At 73.5% G+C, this 24327-nt stretch carries 20 protein-coding genes and 1 tRNA gene; 15 read left to right on the top strand and 6 right to left on the bottom strand.

From position 1 onward, the window contains the following. Positions 1–125 precede the first annotated feature (125 nt). Positions 126–1721, bottom strand: coding sequence for a potassium/proton antiporter (locus QFZ64_RS15155; RefSeq protein ID WP_373430744.1), 1596 nt, complete (start codon positions 1719–1721; stop codon positions 126–128). 349 nt (positions 1722–2070) lie between these two features. Between QFZ64_RS15155 and QFZ64_RS15150 the strand changes: the two genes are divergently transcribed. Further along, a complete protein-coding gene (locus tag QFZ64_RS15150) occupies positions 2071–4944 on the top strand; it encodes a penicillin acylase family protein (RefSeq protein ID WP_307065988.1) in 2874 nt (957 codons plus the stop codon). Positions 4945–5079: 135 nt separating this feature from the next. Here QFZ64_RS15150 and QFZ64_RS15145 read toward each other — a convergent pair whose 3' ends face one another. Further along, the gene (locus QFZ64_RS15145; protein ID WP_307065987.1) at positions 5080–5685 is read right to left on the bottom strand and encodes a 5-formyltetrahydrofolate cyclo-ligase; all 606 of its coding nucleotides are present in this window, start codon (positions 5683–5685) and stop codon (positions 5080–5082) included. A 103-nt stretch (positions 5686–5788) separates the two neighbouring features. On the opposite strand from QFZ64_RS15145, the gene galU reads away from it, so the two are divergent. The 7 genes from galU to QFZ64_RS15110 all read left to right on the top strand — a co-directional run bounded on the left by galU (position 5789) and on the right by QFZ64_RS15110 (position 11677). Next, positions 5789–6733, top strand: a complete 945-nt coding sequence (galU, locus tag QFZ64_RS15140; protein ID WP_307065985.1) for a UTP--glucose-1-phosphate uridylyltransferase GalU — start codon at positions 5789–5791, stop codon at positions 6731–6733. Continuing rightward, positions 6730–8103, top strand: a complete 1374-nt coding sequence (gene glp, locus QFZ64_RS15135) for a gephyrin-like molybdotransferase Glp (RefSeq protein WP_307065984.1) — start codon at positions 6730–6732, stop codon at positions 8101–8103. Before galU ends, glp begins: the two co-directional genes overlap by 4 nt. A gap of 234 nt (positions 8104–8337) precedes the next feature. Next, positions 8338–8817: a cyclic pyranopterin monophosphate synthase MoaC gene (gene moaC, locus QFZ64_RS15130; protein ID WP_307065982.1), complete on the top strand. Its 480-nt coding sequence runs from the start codon at positions 8338–8340 to the stop codon at positions 8815–8817. Then, a complete protein-coding gene (locus QFZ64_RS15125; RefSeq protein ID WP_307065980.1) occupies positions 8814–9398 on the top strand; it encodes a molybdenum cofactor biosynthesis protein B in 585 nt (194 codons plus the stop codon). The genes moaC and QFZ64_RS15125 overlap by 4 nt, the downstream gene beginning before the upstream one ends. Further along, on the top strand, positions 9395–10030 hold the full coding sequence (locus QFZ64_RS15120) for a GNAT family N-acetyltransferase (RefSeq protein WP_307071712.1): 636 nt from the start codon (positions 9395–9397) through the stop codon (positions 10028–10030). Before QFZ64_RS15125 ends, QFZ64_RS15120 begins: the two co-directional genes overlap by 4 nt. 154 nt (positions 10031–10184) lie before the next feature. Beyond that, a complete protein-coding gene (glpR, locus tag QFZ64_RS15115) occupies positions 10185–11519 on the top strand; it encodes a gephyrin-like molybdotransferase receptor GlpR (protein WP_307065979.1) in 1335 nt (444 codons plus the stop codon). Positions 11520–11603: 84 nt separating this feature from the next. Continuing rightward, positions 11604–11677: transfer RNA gene (locus tag QFZ64_RS15110), tRNA-Ala, on the top strand. Between the two features lie 66 nt (positions 11678–11743). On the opposite strand, the gene QFZ64_RS15105 is transcribed toward QFZ64_RS15110, so the two are convergent. Together QFZ64_RS15105 and QFZ64_RS15100 are read right to left on the bottom strand one after the other, a co-directional pair. Continuing rightward, a complete protein-coding gene (locus QFZ64_RS15105; RefSeq protein ID WP_307065977.1) occupies positions 11744–14254 on the bottom strand; it encodes an FtsX-like permease family protein in 2511 nt (836 codons plus the stop codon). Further along, positions 14248–15093, bottom strand: a complete 846-nt coding sequence (locus tag QFZ64_RS15100; RefSeq protein ID WP_307065975.1) for an ABC transporter ATP-binding protein — start codon at positions 15091–15093, stop codon at positions 14248–14250. Before QFZ64_RS15100 ends, QFZ64_RS15105 begins: the two co-directional genes overlap by 7 nt. 179 nt (positions 15094–15272) lie before the next feature. Between QFZ64_RS15100 and QFZ64_RS15095 the strand changes: the two genes are divergently transcribed. Together QFZ64_RS15095 and QFZ64_RS15090 are read left to right on the top strand one after the other, a co-directional pair. Further along, positions 15273–16643: a sensor histidine kinase gene (locus QFZ64_RS15095; RefSeq protein ID WP_307065973.1), complete on the top strand. Its 1371-nt coding sequence runs from the start codon at positions 15273–15275 to the stop codon at positions 16641–16643. Further along, complete coding sequence (locus tag QFZ64_RS15090) at positions 16634–17275, top strand: response regulator transcription factor (RefSeq protein ID WP_307071711.1); 642 nt, start codon at positions 16634–16636, stop codon at positions 17273–17275. The genes QFZ64_RS15095 and QFZ64_RS15090 overlap by 10 nt, the downstream gene beginning before the upstream one ends. 23 nt (positions 17276–17298) lie before the next feature. Here the strand turns inward: QFZ64_RS15090 and QFZ64_RS15085 are convergent, their stop codons facing one another. After that, entirely contained in the window at positions 17299–17775 is a 477-nt protein-coding gene (locus tag QFZ64_RS15085; RefSeq protein WP_307065971.1) for a GNAT family N-acetyltransferase, read from the bottom strand. Between the two features lie 129 nt (positions 17776–17904). On the opposite strand from QFZ64_RS15085, the gene QFZ64_RS15080 reads away from it, so the two are divergent. After that, the gene (locus QFZ64_RS15080) at positions 17905–19014 is read left to right on the top strand and encodes a hypothetical protein (RefSeq protein WP_307065968.1); all 1110 of its coding nucleotides are present in this window, start codon (positions 17905–17907) and stop codon (positions 19012–19014) included. Between the two features lie 19 nt (positions 19015–19033). Then, entirely contained in the window at positions 19034–19837 is an 804-nt protein-coding gene (locus QFZ64_RS15075; RefSeq protein WP_307065966.1) for an exodeoxyribonuclease III, read from the top strand. A 209-nt stretch (positions 19838–20046) separates the two neighbouring features. On the opposite strand, the gene QFZ64_RS15070 is transcribed toward QFZ64_RS15075, so the two are convergent. Next, the gene (locus QFZ64_RS15070) at positions 20047–20664 is read right to left on the bottom strand and encodes a MerR family transcriptional regulator (RefSeq protein WP_307071710.1); all 618 of its coding nucleotides are present in this window, start codon (positions 20662–20664) and stop codon (positions 20047–20049) included. A gap of 189 nt (positions 20665–20853) precedes the next feature. On the opposite strand from QFZ64_RS15070, the gene QFZ64_RS15065 reads away from it, so the two are divergent. Genes QFZ64_RS15065 through QFZ64_RS15055 form a run of 3 tightly spaced genes read left to right on the top strand, consistent with a single transcriptional unit; the run spans position 20854 to position 24220 of the window. Next, entirely contained in the window at positions 20854–22404 is a 1551-nt protein-coding gene (locus tag QFZ64_RS15065; protein ID WP_307065964.1) for an NAD(P)/FAD-dependent oxidoreductase, read from the top strand. Then, positions 22401–23336, top strand: coding sequence for an alpha/beta fold hydrolase (locus QFZ64_RS15060; protein ID WP_307065961.1), 936 nt, complete (start codon positions 22401–22403; stop codon positions 23334–23336). Before QFZ64_RS15065 ends, QFZ64_RS15060 begins: the two co-directional genes overlap by 4 nt. Next, the gene (locus QFZ64_RS15055; RefSeq protein WP_307065959.1) at positions 23333–24220 is read left to right on the top strand and encodes an SDR family oxidoreductase; all 888 of its coding nucleotides are present in this window, start codon (positions 23333–23335) and stop codon (positions 24218–24220) included. The genes QFZ64_RS15060 and QFZ64_RS15055 overlap by 4 nt, the downstream gene beginning before the upstream one ends. Positions 24221–24327 lie beyond the last annotated feature (107 nt).

Below are 24327 nucleotides of genomic sequence, written 5' to 3'. Positions count from 1 at the left end.
GCTGTCCTCTTGCGCGGACTGCGGTAGATGCCGGGGCGGGGCCCGCTGCGGGGCCGCCCGGCCGCCATACGGTCGCGCCAGCTCTGCGTCAGGCAGAGTTGGTTCGATCAAGTACGCCGTTCATGCTACCGCGAGCCCGTCTTCCGGGCGCTCCGGTGCCGCGGCTCCCGGCCCTTCTGCGGGCCCTCGCCGCCCGGTCCGGCCCGGTCGCCCGCGGTCGGCCCGCTCCCGTTGCCCGGCGTCCCCAGCCAGTCTGCGAGCTTGCCGCCCTGGCCGACGGCGCGCAGCCGGCGTTCCGCCGCGTCGCGCACCGGGTCGGTGGCGACGACGAGGAGTTCGTCGTTGTGCGCCAGGACCGTCGTCGGCTGCGGCACGAAGGACTTCCCCTCCCGTACGACGAGCGTGACGGCGGCCCCGGCCGGCAGCCGCAGCTCGCGGATCTCGACGCCGTTCATCCGGGACCCCTCGGGGATCGCCATGGAGAGCAGATGGCCGCGCAGCCGCTCCAGGGGCGCCGACTCGATGCCGAGGTCGGCGGTCTCGTCGCCCCGGCCGAGCCCGAGTCTGCGGGCCAGCCAGGGCAGCGTCGGGCCCTGGACGAGGGTGTAGACGACGACCAGGACGAAGACGATGTTGAAGATGCGGCGGCTGTTCTCGACGCCGTTCACCATGGGGATCGTCGCCAGGATGATGGGCACCGCGCCGCGCAGTCCCGCCCACGACATCAGCGCCTGCTCCTGCCACGGCACCCGGAACGGGGTCAGGCACAGCACCACGCCGAGCGGCCGCGCCACCATCGTCAGCACCAGTCCGGTCAGGAGCGCGGGCATCACGTCGTCGCCCATCTCGTGCGGGGCGACGAGCAGGCCGAGCAGGACGAACATGCCGATCTGGGCGATCCAGCCGAGCCCGTCGGCGAAGCCGCGGGTGGCGGGCGCGTGCGGCAGCCGGGCGTTGCCGAGCATCAGGGAGGCCAGGTACACGGCGAGGAAGCCGCTGCCGTGGGCGAGGGCGCCGGTCGCGTACGCGGCGACGGCGATCGCCATGACGGCGATGGGGTACAGCCCGGAGGCCGGCAGCGCCACGTGCCGCAGGCCCCAGGCGCCGAGCCAGCCCACCGCGAGGCCGACGGCGGCGCCGATCGCCAGCTCCAGCGCGATCTCGCCCACCAGGCGGTACCAGTGCTCGACGGGGCCGGCGGTGGAGAAGGCGACGACGAGGATGACCACCGGGGCGTCGTTGAAGCCGGACTCGGCCTCCAGGACGCCCGTCACGCGCGCGGGCAGGGGGATCTTCCGCAGCACCGAGAAGACGGCCGCCGCGTCCGTGGAGGACACCACCGCCCCGATGATGAGCGCCTGCCGCCATTCCAGCCCGATCAGCCAGTGCGCACCCGTGGCCGTGATGCCGACGCTCACCGCGACGCCGCCGAGCGCGAGCGCGGACGCGGCCGGCAGCGCCGGTCTGATCTGCTTCCACTTGGTGCCCAGACCGCCCTCGGCAAGGATCACGACCAGGGCCGCGTAGCCGATGACCTGGGTCAGCTCGGCGTTGTCGAAGGCGATGTGGCCGATGCCGTCCTGGCCCATGGCCATGCCGATGCCCAGGTAGACGAGCAGGCTGGGGAGCCCGCTGCGCGAGGAGACGCGCACCGCCGCCACCGCGACGAGCAGCACGAGTGAGCAGACGAGCAGGAGCTGGTTGAGGTGGTGGACAGTCAGCGGCTGTTCCTTTCCCGAATTACCGAGGGACTCTCGGACTCCCCGGGTGGATATTCCGGGCAGATGTGGAGTATTCGAGCACCGAAAGTCGGACACTGCCGTGCGCTTCGATGCCGGTAGTTCGTTACCTTACCTAACTCTTGACGCTTTCTTGACGTTCGGACGCGGCTTCTCGAACTTCCGTCCGGCCGGTTCCCGACTCCGCGTCAAGGCCGCTGGGGCCCTGCGCCTATGGTTGCTCCAGCGCTCAAGCGAAAGCAGAGCCGACAAGCCCAGCCGCAAGCACTGCCCGTAGCAACGCCCGTAAGCACTGCCCGTCTGCCGCTCGTGTAAGGACGCAAGGACAGCGATGCCCCCCAACACCACCGCCTCTTCCGGTCAGGAGCCCGGCAAGTCCGGCAGGAAGAAGGGGCGCAGAGGCCGTCTCTTCGTCATCGTGCTGGTCCTGGCCGTCGTCGCGGGCGTGGCCTACGGCGCGTTCTGGTCGGTCAGCACCGTGCGCGCCTCGTTCCCGCAGACCAAGGGCTCGATAACGCTCGACGGTCTGTCCGGCCCCGTCGACGTGAAACGGGACGACCACGGGATCCCGCAGATCTACGCCTCCTCCGACGCGGACCTCTTCATGGCCCAGGGCTACGTCCAGGCCCAGGACCGGTTCTACGAGATGGACGTGCGCCGCCACATGACGTCGGGGCGCCTGTCGGAGATGTTCGGCAAGGACCAGATCGACAACGACGAGTTCCTGCGCACGCTGGGCTGGGACCGGGTGGCGAAGAAGGAGTACGACACCAAGCTGTCGGCCGCCACCAAGAAGAACCTCCAGGCCTACGCCAAGGGCGTCAACGCCTACCTCGCGGGCAAGGACGGCAAGGACATCTCCCTGGAGTACGCGGCGCTGGGCTTCACCAACGACTACAAGCCGCAGGAATGGACGCCCGTCGACTCGATCTCCTGGCTCAAGGCGATGGCCTGGGACCTGCGCGGCAACATGCAGGACGAGATAGACCGCGCCCTGATGACGAGCAGGCTCGGCCCGAAGCAGATCGCCGACCTCTACCCGGAGTACCCCTACGGCCGCAACAAGCCGATCGTCCAGGAGGGCGCGTACGACGAGCTCACCGAGGCGTTCGAGCAGAGCGCCACGGGCACGGGTTCGTCGGGCACCAGCGGCACCACGGGCGGGACCGGCACCGGCGTCGGCGGTACCACGGGGACCGGCGGCACGACCGGCACGACGGGCACGGGCGGCACCACGGGCACCACGGGCACGACGGGCACCACGGGCTCCTCCACGGCGGGGAGCACGGCGGGAACCACCGGCTCGGGCGTCCAGAGCCAGCTCGCGGGCCTCTACCACGTCCTGGACGACGTCCCCACGGCCGTCGGCGTGAACGGCAACGGCATCGGCTCCAACTCGTGGGTCGTCTCGGGCGCCCACACGATCACGGGCAAGCCGCTGCTGGCCAACGACCCGCACCTGTCGGCCTCGTTGCCGTCGGTCTGGTACCAGATGGGCCTGCACTGCCGCACCGTCTCCAGCAAGTGCCGGTACGACGTCGCCGGTTACACCTTCGCCGGCCTGCCGGGCGTCATAATCGGCCACAACAAGGACGTCGCCTGGGGCCTGACCAACTCCGGGGTCGACGTCAGCGACCTGTACCTGGAGAAGCTCAGCGGCGACGGCTACCTCTACGACGGCAAGACCGTGCCGTTCACCTCCCGCAAGGAGACCATCGAGGTCGCCGGCGGCAGGAGCAAGACGATCGTCGTCCGCGAGACCAACAACGGTCCCCTGCTCTCCGACCGCGACGACGAGCTCGTCAAGGTCGGCAAGAAGGCCACCGTCGACACCGCCGCCCCCGACCGCGGCGACGGCTACGGTCTCGCGCTGCGCTGGACCGCGCTCGACCCGGGCAACACCATGGACGCCATCTTCGACATCGACAGGGCGTCCGACTGGACGAGCTTCCGCAAGGCCTCGACCGACTTCGAGGTCCCCTCGCAGAACCTCGTCTACGCCGACACCAAGGGCAACATCGGCTACCAGCTCCCCGGGAGGATCCCCACGCGGGTCAAGGGCGACGACGGGTCCGTCCCGGCGCCCGGCTGGGACTCCAAGCACAAGTGGAACGGCTACCTCAAGCAGTCCCAACTGCCCTACGAGTACAACCCGAAGCGCGGCTACATCGTCACCGCCAACCAGGCCGCCGTCGCCAAGGACAAGTACCCGTACACCCTGACCACCGACTGGGGCTACGGCAGCCGCAGCCAGCGCATCACGGACCTGATCAAGTCCAAGATCGACGACGGCGGCAAGATCTCCACCGACGACATGCGGCAGATGCAGCTCGACAACAGCAGCGAGATCGCCAAGCTGCTGGTTCCCAAGCTGCTCAAGATCGACGTCTCGAACAAGTACGTGCGCCAGGCGCAGAAGCTCCTGGAGGGCTGGGACTACACCCAGGACGCCGATTCGGGCGCGGCCGCCTACTTCAACTCCGTGTGGCGCAACATCCTCCAGCTCGCGTTCGGGAACAAGCTCCCCAAGGAACTGCGCGTCAAGGGCGAGTGCCTGTACGTCGAGCCGGCCGACAACACCGGCCCGGCGGACGAGGAGCGCAAGGTGCGCGAGTGCGGTCAGCGCGATGCCTCCCAGGCGCAGCCGGACGGCGGCGACCGCTGGTTCGAGGTGGTGCGCAACCTCCTCGACGACCCGAAGAACGCCTGGTGGCAGTCGCCCGGGACGCGCACCGACAAGGCGACCAGGACCCGCGACGAGCTGTTCGCCCGCGCCATGCGGGACGCGCGCTGGGAACTGACCGCCAAGATGGGCAAGGACGTCGACTCCTGGAGCTGGGGCCGGCTGCACCAGCTCAACCTGAAGAACCAGACCCTGGGCACCGAGGGCCCCTCGTTCCTCAAGTACATGCTCAACCGGGGTCCGTGGAAGCTCAGCGGCGGCGAGGCGACGGTCAACGCCACCGGCTGGAACGCGGCCGGCGGGTACGAGGCCCTGTGGGTGCCGTCGATGCGGATGGTCGTCAACCTCGGGGACCTCGACAAGTCCAAGTGGATCAACCTCACCGGGGCCTCGGGGCACGCCTACAGCGCGCACTACACCGACCAGACCGACAAGTGGGTCAAGGGCGAACTGCTGCCCTGGAAATTCTCGGCGAAGGCGGTCGCCGACAGCACGGGCGACACGCTGGTGCTGAAGCCGTGAGCGGGTAGCCCCGGTCCAGGGACCGGCGAACTCGGGAAGGGCCCTCCACGCGCGCGTGGAGGGCCCTTCCGCCGTGCCGGGGGCCTCCGCGCGGTCCGAGGCCCCCACCGCGCCCGGTACCCCCACCGTGCGCGGTCAGCCGAAGCGCCGTACCCCCGACGGCGTCACCACCGCGTGCACCGGGCGGTCGTGCGGCTCGGCGGGCACCTCGGGCACGATCTCCGTGTCGTACAGCAGGACCACCAGCGCCGGTGCGGCGCCCGCGCGTTCCAGCCGCGCCAGCACCCGGTCGTAGGAGCCCCCGCCGCGTCCCAGCCGCATCCCGCGCCCGTCGACGGCGAGCCCGGGCAGCAGTACGGCGTCGGCGGACAGCACCGCCTCCGTGCCGAGCCGCTCCCCGGCGGGCTCCCACAGCGTCATCCGGCCGCCGCGCTCCACGCGGGCCAGCGAGCCGGGTCCGGCGTACCGGCCCCAGTCGAGGTCGTCGTCCGGCAGCAGGACCGGCAGCAGCACGCGCACCCCGCGGGCGTGCAGCCCGTCCAGGAGCGCGCGGGTACCCGGTTCGCGCCCCACGGAGACGTACGCCGCCACCGTGCGCGCCCCCGCCAGCTCCGGCAGCCCCCGCGCGCGCTCCGCGAGTGCCCTCGCCGCCCCCTGGACGTCATCCGTCGTCAATCCGCGCCTCACCGCGAGGAGTTCCCGCCGCAACCCGCGCTTGGCAGACTCAGATCCGGCTCCCATGTGACTCACAGGCAGTTTCCGTAACCTTTCCAAAAGACTCATATGAGAGCGGATCGATCAGTCCCACAGATTCCGCACATATCGACCGGATATGGTGACGGACATGACTGAGTCGAACCCAAGGATCAGCAGGATCACCAAGGCCGTCATTCCCGCGGCGGGCCTCGGTACACGATTCCTGCCGGCGACCAAGGCCACTCCCAAGGAGATGCTGCCGGTCGTGGACAAGCCGGCGATCCAGTACGTGGTCGAAGAGGCCGTGTCCGCGGGGCTCGACGACGTTCTCATGATCACGGGCCGTAACAAGCGCCCCCTGGAGGACCACTTCGACCGCAACTACGAACTGGAGTCGGCCCTCCAGCGCAAGGGCGACGCCGGGCGTCTCGCCAGGGTCCAGGAGTCCAGCGACCTCGCCACCATTCACTACGTCCGCCAGGGCGACCCCCGAGGCCTCGGCCACGCCGTGCTGTGCGCCGCCCCCCACGTCGGCGACGAGCCCTTCGCCGTCCTCCTCGGCGACGACCTGATCGACCCCCGCGACCCCCTGCTCGCCCGCATGGTCCAGGTCCAGGAACGCACCGGCGGCAGCGTCGTCGCCCTCATGGAGGTGGCGCCCGAGCAGATCCACCTCTATGGCTGTGCCGCCGTGAAGCCCACCGAGGAGGACGACGTCGTCGAGGTGACCGGCCTGGTCGAGAAGCCCGAGCCGGCCGACGCCCCGTCGAACTACGCCATCATCGGCCGCTACGTCCTCAACCCGCGTGTCTTCGACATACTGCGCAAGACCGAGCCCGGCCGCGGCGGCGAGATCCAGCTCACCGACGCCCTCCAGCAGTTGGCCGAGACCCACACCTCGGCGACCACCGCCGAGAGCAGGTCCGGCGGCCCCGTGCACGGCGTCGTGTTCCGGGGCCGGCGCTATGACACCGGCGACCGCGGCGACTATCTGCGTGCCATTGTCAGACTCGCGTGCGAACGTGAGGACCTGGGACCCGACTTCCGGGCCTGGCTCCGCCATTACGTGACCGAGGAGATGCAGCGAACGTGAGCGCCGCCGCGACCCGCCCCGACGAACCGGACCGCCTGTGGTCGGTGGACGAGCACCTGCAGGACGTCCTCTCCACCGTCCGCCCCCTGGAACCCATCGAGCTGCAACTCCTCGACGCCCAGGGCTGCGTCCTGGTCGAGGACGTGATGGTGCCGGTGTCGCTGCCGCCCTTCGACAACAGCTCCATGGACGGGTACGCGGTGCGGGTCGCGGACGTCGCGGGCGCGAGCGAGGAGTTCCCGGCGGCCCTCACGGTCGTCGGTGATGTCGCGGCCGGTGCCGGGGACCCGCCGCGCGTCGGCCCCGGGGAGGCCGCCCGCATCATGACCGGCGCCCCGCTGCCGCCGGGCGCCGAGGCCGTCGTCCCCGTGGAGTGGACCGACGGCGGCCTCGGCGGCGGTCCCGTCACCAGGATGACCGCCCACAGCGCCGCCCCCGAGGGCGCCACCGGCCAGGTTCTGGTCCACCGCCCCGCCGAGGCACGCGCGCACGTGCGCGCCAAGGGCAGCGACACCACGGCCGGCGAGCGCGCCCTGGAGGCCGGCACCGTCCTCGGCCCCTCCCAGATCGCCCTGCTCGCCGCCGTCGGCCACGGCTCCGTACGGGTGCGCCCGCGCCCGCGCGTGGTTGTCATCTCCACCGGCAGCGAACTGGTCCAGCCCGGCGGGGAACTGCGCGCCGGCCAGATCTACGACTCCAACAGCTTCGCCCTCACCGCCGCCGCCCGGGACGCCGGGGCGATCGCCTACCGGGTCGGCGCGGTCACCGACGACGCCGACGTCCTGCGCGCCACCATCGAGGACCAACTCGTCCGCGCCGACCTGGTGGTCACCACCGGCGGGGTGAGCGTCGGGGCGTACGACGTCGTCAAGGAGGCGCTGTCCGACGTCGGCGACGGGACTTCCGGCCAGGGCACCGAGAGCGCCGAGGGCGACGGGGACGGCGCGGAGGCACCGGCCGGGCCCGGTGTCGACTTCCGCAAGCTGGCCATGCAGCCCGGCAAACCGCAGGGCTTCGGCACTGTCGGTCCCGACCACGTCCCGCTGCTCGCCCTCCCGGGCAACCCCGTGTCCTCGTACGTCTCCTTCGAGCTGTTCGTCCGGCCCGCGCTCCGTGCCCTGATGGGCCTGGAGAACGTGCACCGGCCCACCCTCCGCGCCGTCCTGGCCGCCGACAAGGCGCTCACCTCGCCCGCGGGCCGCCGCCAGTTCCTGCGCGGCCGGTACGCCGGCGGCGACGTGACCCCCGTCGGCGGGGCCTCGTCCCACCTCGTCGCGGCCCTCGCCCGCGCCAACGCGCTGATCGTGATCCCGGAGGACGTGGAGTCGGTGGAACCCGGCACGGAGGTCGAGGTCGTGCTGCTCGGCTGACGGGTCCGGCTCACGGGCACGTGCTCGGCTCACGGGCGGGACGTGCCCCGGCGGCCCTGCGGCGGCCCTGCGGCGGCCCTGCGGCGGCCCCGCGGTGGTCCCCGCGGGGCCCCGCGGGCCCGGACGCGGGGGCTCCGTCCGGCCGTCCGGCGCCGGTTGGCGGTAGCGTGTCGCTGCACACAGGCCCGGCGCCCGACCGCCCGGGCCCGGGCCGTGACCGGGAGCGCACACCACATGAGCACGCAGGACCGACTGACGCACCTCGATGACGCGGGCGCCGCCCGCATGGTCGACGTCTCGGGCAAGGCCGTCACCGAGCGCACCGCACGCGCCACCGGCCGCGTGCTGGTCTCACCGCGCGTGGTCGAACTCCTGCGCGGTGAGGGGATGCCCAAGGGCGACGCGCTCGCCACCGCGCGCATCGCGGGCATCATGGGCGCCAAGCGCACCCCGGATCTCATCCCGCTGTGCCACCCGTTGTCGGTGTCGGGTGTCACGCTGGACCTGTCGGTCGCGGACGACGCCGTGGAGATCCGGGCCGCGGTGCGCACCACGGACCGCACGGGCGTCGAGATGGAGGCCCTCACCGCCGTCTCCGTCGCCGCGCTCACCGTGATCGACATGGTCAAGGCGGTCGACAAGGGGGCGGTCATCACGGACGTGCGGGTGGAGGAGAAGACGGGCGGCGCGTCGGGCGACTGGAGCCGGTCATGACACACGACGCCACCGGCGGCGGCACGCCCCACCGCGCGCTGGTCGTGACCGCCTCCAACCGGGCCGCCGCCGGGGTCTACGAGGACAGGGGCGGCCCGCTGATCGCCGAGGGCCTGCGCCGTTTCGGCTTCGCCGTCGACGGCCCCAGGGTCGTCCCCGACGGCGACCCCGTCGAGGCCGCCCTGCGCGCGGCCGTCGAGGCGGGCTACGACGTGATCGTCACCACCGGCGGCACGGGCATCTCGCCCACCGACCGCACCCCCGAGGCGACCCGCGCGGTGCTCGACCGCGAGGTCCCCGGCATCGCGGAGGCCATCCGGGCGTACGGCCGCGACAAGGTGCCCACCGCCGCCCTCTCCCGGGGCCTGGCCGGAGTCGCCGACGGCACCCTGATCGTCAACCTTCCCGGCTCCACCGGCGGGGTGAAGGACGGCCTGGCGGTCCTGGAACCCCTGCTGAGACACGCGGTCGACCAACTCCGCGGCGGCGACCACGTCCAAGGCGCCCAGGTCCGCGAGGGCGATCCCGCCCGCGTCCGCGAAGGTGACCCCGCCGGACCGAGTGCCGGGGGTGCGTGCTGAACACCCCGTCATGGCCCGTCGAACTGACGGACGGCGACGTCGTCCTGAGGCCGATAAGAATGCGCGACCAGCGGGCCTGGCGCGAGGTCAACCGGAGCAACCGCGACTGGCTGCGCCCCTGGGAGGCCACGATCCCGCCGCCCACGCCCAGCGGCCCGATAGTCCACCGCCCGACCTACCGGCAGATGGTCCGGCACCTGCGCTCCGAGGCGCACGCGGGCCGGATGCTGCCCTTCGTGATCGAGTACCAGGGCCGCCTGGTCGGCCAGTTGACGGTGGCGGGAATCACCTGGGGATCGATGTGCTCGGGGCACGTCGGATACTGGGTGGACGAGGCGGTCGCGGGCCGCGGGGTGATGCCGACGGCGGTCGCGCTCGTCGTGGACCACTGTTTCCGCACCGTCGGACTGCACCGGGTGGAGGTCTGCATTCGCCCGGAGAACCGGCCGAGCCGGCGGGTGGTGGAGAAACTCGGATTCCGCGAGGAGGGGCTGCGCCCGCGTTATCTCCACATCGACGGCGCCTGGCGCGACCACCTCGTCTTCGCGCTGACCGCGGAGGAGGTCCCCGAAGGACTGCTCGCGCGCTGGCGCCGGCGGCGGGCCGAACGGGCGGGCGGAACCAGCAAATAAGAAATGCGTTCGAATTGCTGTTCGAATTACATCCCGGAGCGGTCGGGCTTGTGGCCGCATCGATCACAAAAAAAGCTCGAAATATCAGCCGGATCGTGCGACACACCGGCTCAATTGGCGGATGGCCTCACGTAAACCCCTCTACCGTGTGAGCGTGAGCAGCAGCGGCCTCATCTACGCAGTCATTGTCGGGGCCTGGGCCGCCTACTTGGTGCCGATGTGGCTCCGTAGGCAGGACGAGCTGAACGAGGCCCGTCCGACGGAACGCTTCAGCACCGCCATCCGGCTGCTTTCCGGACGGGCGGGAATGGAGCGCCGGTACGCCAGGGACCTGCGCGCCCGCTCCGCCGACGAGTCGGAGCGCGACGCCGACCCGGACGACGTCACCGCCTCGGTGGACGTCCGGGCCTTCGCCATGCCCCCGGCCGGACAGCGCGCGCACACCAGGATCGCCCCGCCGCCGCAGCGGTCCGCGCCGGTGCCGCCGCAGAAGGGCGCGCCGTCCGCCCGGCCCGCCCCGTCGGAGAGCGACGCCCCGGGTGTTCCGGCCGCCAGGTCGAAGAACGACGACCCGGAGCGGCAGCAGGTCCGGGAGCGGCAGCAGGCCGCCAAGGCGCCGTCCCGGTCCGTTCCGGCGGCGCGTCGGCCGCAGTCGGCGGAGGCCCTCGCGCGTGCCCGGCGCTCCAAGGTGCTCGCGCGCCGGCGGCGCACGACGGTGATGCTGTTCCTCGTCTTCAGCCTGGGGGCGATCGTCGCCGCGGTGGGCGGACTCGCCTTCCTGTGGGTGCCGGCGGTCCCGGCCGCGCTGCTCAGCGGATACATCGCCCATCTGCGGGCGCAGGAGCGCAAGCGGTTCGCGTACCAGATGGACCGGCAGCGCGCCGAGGTCGCCGCGCAGCGGCTGCGCGAGCGCCGGCCCCGGCAGCGCGCGGCCACCGTCGACGCCGACACCGACGAACCGGAGGACGGACCCGAACCCGCCACCGACCCCGGACTGTCCGCGCTCGCCGCCGACCGCCGCGCGCTCGTCGAGCAGACCGACCACGCCGAGTGGGTCGACCAGCAGCGCGAACGGCAGCGCCTGCCCGGCCACGGCGACAGCTGGGACCCGGTCCCGGTGCCGCTGCCGACGTACGTCACCGCACCGGTCGCCCCGCGCGCGACGCCGCACGTCGACCTGTCCGCGCCGGACACCTGGAGCGCGGCCCGCTCCAGCGCGGCCGACCCGGAGACCGGCACCGACCACGACAGCGGCGCCCGCCCGCGCGAGGCCCACGACCGCGCCGCCCGCCCGGAGCGCTCCGAGGCCCCGGAGTCTTCGGAGACCTCCGGGCCCTCTGCCGGTTCGGCGCAGGAGAAACCGGAGAGCGGCTCCGGCCGCAGCGACGCCCGCCGCGCCGCGTCGGCCCGCCGCTCCCGCGGCCGCGGCCGCACCCCCCTCTTCGACCAGTACGAGGACGGCGACCGCCCCCGCGCCGCCAACGAGTGACGCTCCCACCGCGGCTCGGCTGACCTGCCCGGGAACCGATTACCGAGCACCCGGACGGGGATGCTAGAGTTTCACCCGTTGCAAGGGCCTGTGGCGCAGTCCGGTAGCGCACCTCGTTCGCATCGAGGGGGCCAGGGGTTCGAATCCCCTCAGGTCCACGCACATGAGATCCCGTCCGATCTGGTTGATCGGGCGGGATCTCCGCGTTGACGGCCCGGTGCGAGTCACCGTGCCCCGAGGGCACCGGAACGGCCGTGGCCGTGGAGGGCGAGGGCCGTGGGGAGCAGGCCGGCCGCGGTGGCGAGCAGGGCGCAGGTCGTCGCGGTCGCGGCCATTGCTGTCCAGGGGAAGGCCAGGGGGGCCGGGGCCGACTGGAGCCTCAGGGCGATGTGGAGGCCGGCCAGGTCGGCCGCCGTCGTCGCCAGGGCGAGCAGGGTGCCTGTGGCCACCAGGGTCAGGGTCTCCGCCGCGGTGAGGCGCAGGAGTTGGGCGCGGGTCGCGCCGGTCAGGCGCAGGGTGCGCAGGTCGTCGATGCGGGCCGCGGTGGACATGGTCAGCGTGCCGACGAGGGAGACGGCCGTGTACAGCAGGGCGATGCCCAGAACCAGCGCGTAGCCAAGGCGGGTCGTGCGAGTGGTGCCCGGGGCGTGCGCCGACACCCACTGCGCCCTCGTCCGGACCCGTGCGCCGGACGCCTTCGCCGCCGTGCGCAGTGACCGGGCCACCGTTCCCGCGTCGGCACCCCGCGCCACCCCCACGTCGACCCGGTCCACCGGGGCGCCCGCCGCGTTGGCCCGGGTGACGTACGCGCCGTTGTCCCCGGTGCCGGTGGCCAGGACCGCCGCGATGCGCAGGGACCGGCGCGTGCCGTCGCCGCGCCACACCGTCACCCGCTGCCCCACCGTGTGCCGCGCCCATTCCTCGTTGACGACGATCGAGTCGTCGTCCAGCGCCGACAGCCGGCCCGCCGTCACCGGCAGCCGTACGGTGGCCGCGAGCGCGGCGGGGTCGGCGGCGCGGGCCTCGGAACCGATCGGCGCCACGCCGTCCTCCACGACGTACACCTCGGTACCGGCGGTGGCCGAGACCACCGCCCCAGGCACCCTCCGCAACCGGTCCAGCGTGGCCGCGTCGAAGCCGTCCGTCGCGGAGGCCATGGCGGGGGTGAGGACGAAGTCGGCTGTGTGCTCCCGCAGTTCGGCCGTCTTCGACGCGCTCAGCATTCCCGTCGCACCGAGCAGCGAGCCCGCGAGGGCGACCGTGACCAGCACCGGCGCGACGACGGAGGAGGCCCGGCGCGCACCGGCGGCCACGCCCTCGCGCACCAGCATCCCCGTGGCCGACGGCAGCCGGGCCGGCAAGGCGGTCAGCAGCCGTACCAGCGGGCGCACCAGGACCGGGGACACCACCGCCACCGCGCTGATCAGCAGCATCGGACGGCTGGTGTACGACTTGCGGTGCAGCAGCTCGCCGGGGTCCCCCAGCAGCGTCAGGGCCAGGGTCACGGCGGCCGTGAGCAGCAGGGCGGCGCCGATCAGCCGACGGCTCCACGGCAGTGTGCCGCGGTCCACCGCCGCCTCCCGCAGAGCCTGCGCCGGGCGCACCCGCCCCGCGCGTACGGCGGCCGTCGCCGCGCCGGAGCACGCCACCATGAGACCCGTCCAGAACGCCACGTGGTACGGCCACGCGTGACCGCCCACCGTGAACCACCCCGGCGCCAGGCCCGCGTCGACCACCCACCCGGCCAGGTGCGGCGCGCCCCACGCGCCGAGCGCGCAGCCGGCCGCCGAGGCGAGCACGCCGACGAGCAGTGCCTCGGTCAGGACCAGCCGGCGGACCTGGCCCGGCGTCGCGCCCACCGTGCGCAGCAGGCCCAGTTCCCGACGCCGTCCGGCGACCGCGAAGGCGAACGTCGACGCCACCACGAACACCGAGACGAAGCCGCTGACCCCGCCCGCCGTGCCGAACAGCGCGTTCAGCGCCGTGAGGGCCTCGGCGTCCCGGTCCGGGTCGGCGTCCGCCAGCCGGCGCGCGTCGCCGGTGAGCACCCGGACGCCGTCGGCGTGCCCCACCGCCCGGCGCACCGCCTCCGGCCCTGCCTCGACGACGAGCTGGAGGCCGACGGGGGAGAGGCGGGCCGCCCGGTGGGTGGTGTAGAAGAGAGCGGTTTCGAAGGGGGCGGTTGCGGCAGGGCCGCCGGGTCCGGAGCGGGTGCCTCGCGGCGGCGCGGCTGCCGCTGTTCCCACGACCCGCACCGTGCCCCGGGCCGTGCGCAGTCGGGTGCCCGTCCGCGTCCAGCCGACCGTGGCGACCACCTCGTCGTCCGCCTGCGGAGCGCGCCCCGTCACCAGCGAGTACGGGGCGTACGCCGCTGTCGGCCACGGGTGGCCCACCACCCCGTCCGGGCCGCCCGTCACCCGTACGGGGAACGCGCGGTCCCCGACGACCGTGCCGAGCCGGCGCAGTGCGGCGACGGTGCGGGCGGGGACCGGGCGCGGGCGCGCGAGCGGCTCGGTGCGTACGCCGTGCGTGGTCGGTACGCGCAGGGTGCGCGCCCCCTGCACCACCACCGGTGCGACGGCGAACCGTTCCGGTGGCTGCTCGGGCGCGTCCAGGGTGGCGGCGAGGGCGGTGCCCATCACGGCGATCAGCGCAACCCCGAGCGCGAGCGCGACGAAGCTCGCGGCGAAGGAGGTCCAGCGGGTCCGCAGGGTTCCGAGCGCGACACTCAGCACGGAGCCGTCTCCCGCCGGGTACGTCCCCGGGTGCGTCCCTCGAAAGGCGCGGCCGGCGCCGGGAGTTCGAGGTCCGCCAGCGTCGCCGCGATGCGCCGCGCCGACGCGCCCGGCAGTTCCCCGGCCACCCGGCCGTCGACCAGGAAGACGACCCGGTCGGCGTGGGCCGCGGCCACGGGGTCGTGGGTCACCATGACCACCGTGCCGCCGGTCCGCCCGCCGTCCTTGCTTCCCTCACCGTTCCCGCTTCCCCCGCCGTCCCCCTCGTCGGCCACCGCCCGCAGCAGGTTCAGCACCTCGCGTCCGGCCGACGCGTCCAGTGCGCCCGTCGGTTCGTCGGCGAACAGGACCCGCGGGCGGGTGATCAGTGCCCGTGCCAGGGCGACCCGCTGCTGCTGGCCGCCCGACAGCTCCGAGGGCCGGTGCCCGGCGCGGTCGCCGAGCCCCACCCGGTGCAGTACGGCCCGTACGTCGGACCGGGCCGGGCGCCGGCCGGCCAGCCGCAGCGGGAGCGCCACGTTCTGCGCGGCGGTCAGCGAGGGCAGCAGGTTGAACGCCTGGAACACGAACCCGATCCGGTCGCGCCGCAGCAGCGTCAGACGACGCTCGCCCAGCGCCGTCAGCTCCGTGCCGCCGACCGTGACCGAGCCCGACGTCGGCCGGTCGAGCCCCGCCGCGCAGCTCAGCAACGTCGACTTGCCCGACCCGGAGGGCCCCATGACGGCCGTGAAACCGCCGCGCGGGAAGGCGAGCGAGACGCCGTCCAGCGCTCGTACCCGGCCCCCGCCGTCCGTCTCGAACTCCCGGGTCACCCCGGTCAGTCGTACCGCCGCGTCCATCGTTCTCCGCCTCTCGCCCCGCCGCTCCTGCACGGTTCTCCGTACGGCTCCACGAAACCGTCCGGTGCCAGGCGGGCGCAGTGCGGCAGGGGCGAGACCCGGGGTGGGGCCAGACATACCCCCGACCCGGGGGCCGGACCGATGGCACAGCCGTACGACGGCCTTCTACGGTGACCGGCATGCACCCGGTGACCGGCACACGCCCCGGCGAAGCACCCAAGAGCGACCCGCGATTGTGGCGGGCCCTGCGCCATCCCCGCTACGCGGTCTCCGCGTGGCCCTGGCGGGCGGTGCTGTTCCTGTTGTCGGGGGCGGTCGCCGGGGCCGTGACGCTGGTGGCGCTCGCGGTGCTCTCCCTGGCCGGGGGCGTGCTCGCGCTCGTCCTGGTGGGGTTGCCGCTGCTCGTACTCACCGCACTCGCCGGAATCCCGGTCGCGGCCGTTGAGCGGCGCCGGCTCGCCCTGCTGGGGCTGACCCCGCCGCCCCGCGCGCACCGCACGCCCGAGGAACCGGGAGCCTGGCACTGGCTCGCGCTGCGGTTGCGTGAGGGCGCCACCTGGCGGGAGTTCGGGTACGCGGTGCTGTTCGCGACGGTGCTCTGGCCGCTCGACGCCGCCCTGGTCGTCGGCGGCCTGGGCGTGCCGCTCTCGCTGGCCGCCGCGCCCGCGCTGGTGGGGCGGTACGGGGAGGCCAAGGTGGTCAAGGTGTGGACGGTGGACACCTGGCCCGCCGCCTGGACGGTCGCGCTGCTGGGGCTGGTGCTGCTGGTTCCCGCCGGGTACGCGCTGGGGGCGCTCGCGGGCGCGTGCGGCGAGCTGACGCGCGCTCTGCTCACCCCGAAGCGCCACGGCCAGGACAGTGCGCGGGTCACCGAACTCGTGCGCTCCCGCGTGCGGTTGGTCGACGCGTCCGAGGCCGAGCGCCGGCGCATCGAACGCGATCTGCACGACGGGGCGCAACAGCGCCTGGTCGCGCTGACCATGAGCCTGGGCCTGGCCCGCCTCGACGCACCCCCCGGTCCGCTCGCCGACCGGCTCGCCGCCGCGCACGAGGAGGCGGGCCGGGCACTGGCCGAACTGCGCGAGCTGATCCGGGGCATCCACCCGCGCGTCCTGGCCGACTACGGCCTCGTGGCCGCCGTCGCCGATGCCGCCGACCGCTCCCCGGTCCCCGTGGACGTCGCCCTCGACCTGCCCGGCCGGCTGTCCCCGCCCGTCGAGGCCGCCGCGTACTTCGTCGTCTGCGAGGCGCTCGCCAACGTGGCCCGGCACAGCGGCGCCGGCCGGGCGCGGGTCGAGGGCGGGCAGCGCGGCGGACGGCTGGTCCTCACCGTCTCCGACGACGGCGACGGCGGCGCCGATCCGGCCGCCGGCAGCGGGCTGACCGGGCTCGCGGACCGGGTGTCGGTGCTCGATGGCAGACTCTCCCTGTCCAGCCCGCGGGGCGGACCGACCCTGCTGCGTGTGGAGATCCCTTGCGAGCCGAGCCAGCCTCCGACGACGCCTCTCCCGACGGCGCGACCGCCGGGGGGCCTCGGTCCCTGCGCGTAGTCCTCGCCGAGGACAGTGTGCTGCTGCGGGATGGGCTCGTCGGGCTGCTCACCCGGTTCGGGCACGAGGTCGTGGCGGCCGTCGGCGACGCGCCCGCGCTGCTCGCCGCCGTCGCGGCGCACGCCCCCGACGTCGTCGTGACCGACGTGCGCATGCCGCCCGACCTGAACGACGAGGGCCTGCGCGCGGCCGTGCGGCTGCGCGCGGAGCGCCCGGGGCGGCCGGTCCTCGTCCTCAGCCAGTACGTGCAGCGTGAGTACGCCGCCGAGCTGCTCGACTCCGGGGACGGATCCGGCGTCGGCTATCTGCTCAAGGACCGGGTCGGTCAGGTCGAGCAGTTCGTGGACGCGCTCGGCGAGGTCGCGGCCGGCGGCACGGTCGTCGACCCCGAGGTCGTACGGCAGTTGCTGCGCCGACGGCGGGACCCGCTGGAGCGGCTCACCCCGCGCGAGCGGGAGGTGCTGGCGCTGGTCGCCGAGGGCCGGTCCAACGGGGCGATAGCCAGGGAGCTGGTCGTCTCCGAGGCGGCCGTCGGCAAACACATCGGCGGCATCCTCACCAAGCTGGACCTGCCCCCGGCCGAGGACACCCACCGCCGGGTGCTGGCGGTGCTGGCGTTCCTGCGGGCGTGAGGCCCGCCGTGCCTGCGGCGCCGCTACAGCGGCTTGGCGTAACAGCGGCTGTCCGGGTAGTGGCGGTAGTAGCCGAACTTGGCGCAGGGCGCGTAGCCGCTGGAGGTGTACAGGCCGATGGCCTCCGGCTGCTTGGTGCCGGTCTCCAGGACCATGCGGGTGCGGCCCGCCGCGCGGGCGTCGTCCTCGAGCCGAGACAGGACGCGGCGGGCCAGGCCCCGGCCGCGCGCCTCGGCCACCACGAACATCCGCTTGAGCTCGGCGTCCCCGTCCTCGTAACCCTCGTCGCCGGCGTTCTGGGTGCGCCAGCCACCGGTCGCGACCGGGCGGTCGAACTCGTCGTACGCGATCAGGTAGAGACCGGTGGGCGGGTCGAACATCGCCGGGTCCAGCGGAGTCATGTCGCCGCCGTCGCCGTAGCGCAGGTCGTACTCGGCCTGTACCTCGTCATTGAGCTTGACGGCGTCGGGGTGGTCGAAGGAGACGGGGCGTATGAACATGCGGGATATCGTACTTCTATGCGATAGGTGACAGGTGTGCCTGTGCAGCGTACGCGTCGCGGGTGACGATTCTCCGCCGGGTTTTCCGTAGCCGGTCCGTGAGCGGTGTGGCGCGGGCACCATGGGGTGGTGGAGGTTGCGGAGCTCGTTCTGAAGTACGTACAGGCACTTGTGTGGCCGGTGGTCACGCTGGCCCTGGTGTGGGGGCTGCGGGCGCAGATACGGGCGGCGCTCACGCGGATGACCCGGGTGGAGACGCCGGCCGGTGCGATCGAGTTCGCGGCGGAGGCGCGCGAGGTGCTGGACCAGGCGCAGGGCGCGGCGGATGCGGCGCCGCCCGCCGGGTTCGGATACCCCGGACCGTCCTCGCCGTGGACTCCGTTGCCACAGACGCCGGGGTACGGGCAGGTGCCGCAGCAGCCGGGGGACGGGCCGCCGCAGTTCCCCGTTCCGGAGCCGGCGGCGCCGGAGCGGCAGACGCCCGAACCGGTCGGGCCTCAACGGCGGGTGCCGGTGCCGGCGGGTGACGCGCCGGTGCGGGAGGCCGAACCTGCCGAGGCGTCCGAGTCCGCCGAGGAGGAACCCGCGAGCCCCGGAACGCCGCCCGAGGGGATGCGGAGGCCACAGCCCGCGGGGCCGGGTGAGCCGGGGCAGCCGGGTGCGTGGGACGAGGACCAGGACCAGGACCAGTGGCAGGACCAGGACTTCGGTCTCGCTCCGCCGCTCCCGCCCGCTTACCCGCAGCCGTACCCGCAGCCGCAGCCGTACCCGCAGCCATACCCGCAGCCTCAGCCGTACGGGCAGCCCCAGGCCTACGGGCAGCCTCAGCCGTACGGGCAGCCTCAGCCGTACGGGCAACCACTGCCCTACGGAGCCCCGTCGCCTTCGGAGCTGCCCCGGCAGCCCTGGCAGGAGGAGCTGCGGGAGGCGCGCGCGATGATCGAGGTCTCGCCCGTGGGGGCCGTCGTCAGCGCGTGGACCGCGCTGGACCGGCTCTGCCTGGACGTGCTCGCCGACCTCCCCTTCGTACAGCCAGGGGCCGGGCGTCCCGCCGAGGTCGGCGTCGGACTCGCCGCCGCCGGGCTGTCGCAGAGCGCCCTCGACATCTACGACCGGCTGCGCCTGCTGCGCAACCGTGCCGTGCACGGGGCCGGTGACGTCACCGCCGGCGCCGCGCGCGACTTCGTCGACAGCTGCCGGGCGGTGGGCCGGGAGGTGGCCGCGCTGCGGCGTCCGTGAGCCCGGGTATCGTGCCGGGATGCTGACCGTGACCTCCGTGAACGTCAATGGCCTGCGTGCCGCCGCGCGCAAGGGCTTCGTCGAGTGGCTCGCCGGGACCTCGGCGGACGTGCTCTGTCTGCAGGAGGTGCGGGCCGAGCCGCAGCAGTTGCCCGAGGCGGTGCGGGCGCCGGAGGGGTGGCACGTGACGCACGCGCCGGCCGCCGCGAAGGGGCGTGCGGGGGTGTCCCTCTACACGCGGCGCGAGCCCGACCGTGTGCGCGTCGGATTCGGCTCCGCCGAGTTCGACGGCAGTGGGCGGTACGTCGAGGCGGATCTGCCCGGGGTGACCGTGGCGAGCCTGTATCTGCCCTCGGGGGAGGTCGGCACCGAGCGGCAGGACGAGAAGGTCCGGTTCATGGACGAATTCCTCGTCCACCTCAAGGAGTTGCGGGTGCGGGCCGCGGCCGAGGGGCGCGAGGTGGTGGTGTGCGGCGACTGGAACATCGCCCACCAGGAGGCCGACCTGAAGAACTGGCGGGCCAACGTCAAGAACTCCGGGTTCCTGCCGGAGGAGCGTGCGTGGCTGGGGCGGGTCCTCGACGCGGGGGACGGGGGGTATGTGGACGTGGTGCGGGCGTTGCATCCGGGGGTGGCGGGGCCGTACACGTGGTGGTCGTACCGGGGGCGGGCGTTCGACAACGACTCGGGGTGGCGGATCGATCTCGCGGTGGCCACGGTGGGGCTTGCGGGGCGGGCGGTGAAGGGGTTCGTGGAGCGGGCGGCGTCGCATGAGGAGCGGTGGTCCGACCACGCGCCGGTCACTGTCGTCTACGACGTGTGAGGGGCGAGGGGTGAGGGGCGAGGCGGGAGTTCTCCAGGGGATTTCGCCCCCCCCGCCGCCCCTACCCTTCCCGTGCATCCCTCAAGGGGCGCTGCCCCTTTGACCCCCGTCGGGGCGCCTGGCGGCTCGGGGGGCCGCGTGCGTGGGCGGGTGCGGGTTGGCCGTGGTTCCCCGAGCCCCTTCAGGGCCGGCCCCTGCGGGGCGGCCCGCTACGGGGTGGTTCGTCTGTCCAGGGCCATGGAGAGTTCTGCCTCCACGACGCTCTTCGCCAGGGGGCGCAGGCGTTGCAGGTCTGCGCCGGTGCGGTCCTGGGTGAGGATCAGGGTGGTGAAGAGGTCCGCCAGGGCCTCGGCGTGGTCGCGGACGTGGCGGGCGGCGCGCAGGACGTCGGCCAGGGGGATGCCCTCGCGGACCAGGGCCGCCGAGACGTCCAGCAGGCGGCGGCTGACGTGGACGATCTCGGCGCCGTCCGTGCCGAGGTAACCCAGTTCCAGCGCGGCGGCCAGGTTCTCGGCGGTGGCCTCGGAGCCGAAGACGTCGGCCAGCGCCTCGGGGGTGAGGCGGACCGGGGTCTCCTCGCTCGGGGCGCCGACGCCGAGCAGGTCGCCGACGTCGCGGCCGTGGTCGAAGGCCTCGGCCAGCTCGGCTATCCCGGTGAGCGTGTGGCCGCGCTCCAGGAGCCCGGAGATCGTGCGCAGCCGGGCCAGGTGCGTGTCGTCGTACCAGGCGATACGGCCCTCGCGGCGCGGTGCCTGGATCAGCTTGCGCTCGCGGTAGAAGCGCAGTGTGCGCACCGTGATGCCGGCCGCCTCGGCCAGCTCCGCCATGCGGTACTCGCGCCGCTCCCCTTCGCCCGTCACTCCGGCACCCTATGCCGTACCCGCGGTAACTTTCCTCGCCGCAACCCCTACCCAGCAGTAGAACGCTGCCCTACAGTCCCACTGTGCCAGTGTTCACTGGCGCGGTCGCACGGACCGTGGTGGAGCGAGTACGCAACGAGGCGTGGAGGCGGTGGCATGGCCGAGCATGAGAGCGAGCGTGAGCTCGAGCGCGAGCACGTACGCGTGGCGGTGGTCGGGTCGGGGTTCGGGGGGATCGGGGCGGCCGTGCGGCTGCGCCGGGAGGGGATCACCGACTTCGTCGTCCTGGAGCGGGCCGACTCCGTGGGCGGCACCTGGCGCGACAACAGCTATCCGGGGTGCGCCTGCGACGTGCCCTCGCACCTGTACTCGTTCTCCTTCGCGCCCAACCCCGAATGGCCGCGCACCTTCTCCGGGCAGCCGCACATCCGCGCCTACCTGGAGCACGTCACCGACCTCTTCGGGCTCCGCCCGCACCTGCGCCTGAACACCGAGGTCGAGCTGATGCGGTGGGACGACGAGGGAATGCGCTGGGAGATCCGGACGAACCGGGGCACCCTCACCGCCGACCTCGTCGTCAGTGCCACCGGGCCGCTCTCCGAGCCGAAGACCCCCGACATCCCGGGACTCGCCGACTTCCCCGGCAAGGTCTTCCACTCCGCCCGCTGGGACCACGACTACGACCTGCGCGGCAAGCGGGTCGCGGTGGTCGGCACCGGTGCCTCCGCCATCCAGATCGTGCCGGAGATACAGCCTCAGGTCTCCCGCCTCACCCTCTTCCAGCGCACCCCGCCCTGGGTCATGCCGCGCGCCGACCGGGCCATCGGCCCTCTGGAACGCGGACTGCACCGGGCGCTGCCCGTCACCGCCAAGGCGCGGCGCGGACTGCTGTGGGGCATCCGGGAGTTGCAGGTCCAGGCGTTCACCAGGTTCCCGGGCGAGCTGGACGTGGTGGAGCGGCTGGCCCGGCGGAACATGGCCCGCGTGATCAAGGACCCGGCGCTGCGCGCCCGTCTGACCCCGGACTACCGCATCGGCTGCAAGCGCATCCTGCTGTCCAACACCTACTATCCGGCCCTCGCGCGGCCCACCACGGACGTCGTCGGAGCCCTCGCCGAGGTGCGCGGCTCCACCCTCGTCTCGGCGGACGGCAGCGAGGCCGAGGCCGACGCGATCGTCCTCGGCACCGGCTTCCACGTCACCGACATGCCGATCGCCGAACGGGTCGTCGGCACCGACGGCCGCACCCTCGCGGAGTCCTGGAAGGGCGGCATGGCGGCGCTGCGCGGCACCGCCGCGGCCGGGTTCCCCAACTGGCTGTCGATCATCGGCCCCAACACCGGCCTCGCCAACACCTCGATGATCCTGATGATCGAGTCCCAGCTCAACTACCTCGCCGACTACGTACGCCGGCTCGACCTGCTCGGCGGTTCCGGCCGGGCCGCGCTCGACGCCCGCCCCGCCGCCGTCGACGCCTGGAACCACCGCGTACAGGAACGTATGAAGCGCACGGTGTGGAACACCGGCGGCTGCACGAGCTGGTACCTGGACGCGAACGGCCGCAACACCACCGTCTGGCCCGGCACGACGACCGAGTTCCGCCGCGCCACCCGGCACGTGGACCTCGCCGAGTACGACGTCCTGCGCGCCCCCGCCCCGGAACGGGGACACGGCGGCACGCGGCGCACGGTGGAGGCGGGCGCATGAGCCGTACGACACCGGCCGTGGCCGTCGCCGACCCGTACGCCCCCGCCGAGCCCGCCCGCGTCCTCACCGTGACCTCCGCCGACGGGGCCGTGCTCCACGTCGAGGTGCACGGACCCGCGGACGACCCGGCGGCGCCCGCCGTCGTCCTCGCGCACGGCTGGACCTGCTCGACCGCCTTCTGGGCCGCGCAGATCCGCGACCTGAGCGCCGACCACCGCGTGATCGCCTACGATCAGCGCGGCCACGGACGCTCCCCGGCGAGCGAGGCGTGCGGCACCGAGGCGCTGGCCGACGACCTCGAGGCCGTGCTCGCCGCCACCCTCGCGCCCGGCGAACCGGCCGTGATCGCCGGGCACTCGATGGGCGGCATGACGGTCATGGCCGCCGCCTCCCGGCCCGGCTTCCGCGACCACGCGGTGGCCGTCCTGCTCTGCAGCACGGGCAGTTCGCGGCTGGTCGCCGAGTCGCTGGTGGTGCCGCTGCTGCGCCCGGGACGGCTGCGCACCTGGCTCACCGGACGCGTCCTCGGCTCCCGCGCCCCGCTCGGCCCGGTCACACCGCTCGCCCTGCGCATCCTCAAGTACGCCACCATGGGCCCGGGTTCGTCGCCGGTGATGGTCAGGGCGTGCGCGCGGATCGTGCACGCCTGCCCGCGCCGGGCCCGGTACGCGTGGTCGCGCGTCCTGGACGCGCTCGACCTCGACCACGGGGTGCGCGAGCTGCGGGTGCCGACGGCGGTGGTGGCCGGGACGGCGGACCGGCTGACCCCGCCCGTGCACGCCCGGGCGCTGGCCGACGCGCTGCCGCACTGCGTCTCGCTGACCGTGCTGCCCGGCATCGGGCACATGACACCGGTGGAGGCACCGGACCTTGTCACTCGCAGGATCCGGGAACTGGTCGTCGAATACGCCGAGTTGAAGGAGGGCGCATGAGCGGGTCGAAGCTGGAGGGGCGCGTCGCGGTGGTCACCGGGGCGGCTCGGGGCGTGGGCGAGCTGCTCGCCCGCAAGCTGTCCGCGCGCGGCATGAAGGTGGCGCTGGTCGGACTGGAGCCCGAGGAGCTGAAGGAGGCCTGCGCGCGGCTGCACACCGAGGGCGCGTACTGGCACGCCGACGTCACCGACCACGAGGCGATGACCCGGGTCGCCGCCGAGGTGCGGGAGCGGTTCGGGCGGGTGGACGTCGTCGTCGCCAACGCCGGTGTCGCGACGGGCGGTCCGTTCGCCGCCTCCGACCCGGACGCCTGGCGGCGCGTCATAGAGGTCAACCTCGTCGGCTCCGCCGTCACGGCACGGGCGTTCCTGCCCGCGCTGCGGGAACGGCGCGGCTATCTGCTCCAGGTCGCCTCGCTCGCCGCGCTCACCCCCGCTCCGATGATGTCCGCGTACTGCGCGTCCAAGTCTGGCGTGGAGGCGTACGCGCACGCCCTGCGCGCCGAGGTCGCGCACGAGGGCGTGGGGGTCGGGGTCGCGTACCTGTCCTGGACCGACACGGACATGGTGCGCGGGGCCGATCAGGACGACGTGATGCGGGAGCTGCGGCAGCGGCTGCCGTGGCCGTCCAACAAGACGTATCCGCTCGGGCCGGCGGTGGACCGGATCGTTGCCGGGATCGAGCGGCGGGCGCCGCACGTGTACGGGCAGTGGTGGCTGCGCGGGATGCAGGGCGTGCGGGGGTATCTGCCCTCGCTCATCGCGGTCGTGGGGCAGCGGGAGATGCGGCGGTTCGCGCCCCGGCTCGAGCGGGTGCGGACCGGGCTGGTGGGGGCGGGCGGGGCGGCCGACGAGGCGTCTCGGAAGCCGGTCGTGCCAGGCTGACCTGCGGCTTTGCGTGTTCGTCACGGAGGGTGAGTGATCGACGAGCGGTGCGTGACCGGGCGTGTCACGCTGATCGGGCCCGATCCCCTCAACCCCCCTTGGGAGTG

Source organism: Streptomyces sp. B3I8 (assembly GCF_030816915.1).
Classification (GTDB): Bacteria; Actinomycetota; Actinomycetes; order Streptomycetales; family Streptomycetaceae; genus Streptomyces.
This window is presented reverse-complemented; position numbering and strand designations above follow the sequence as displayed.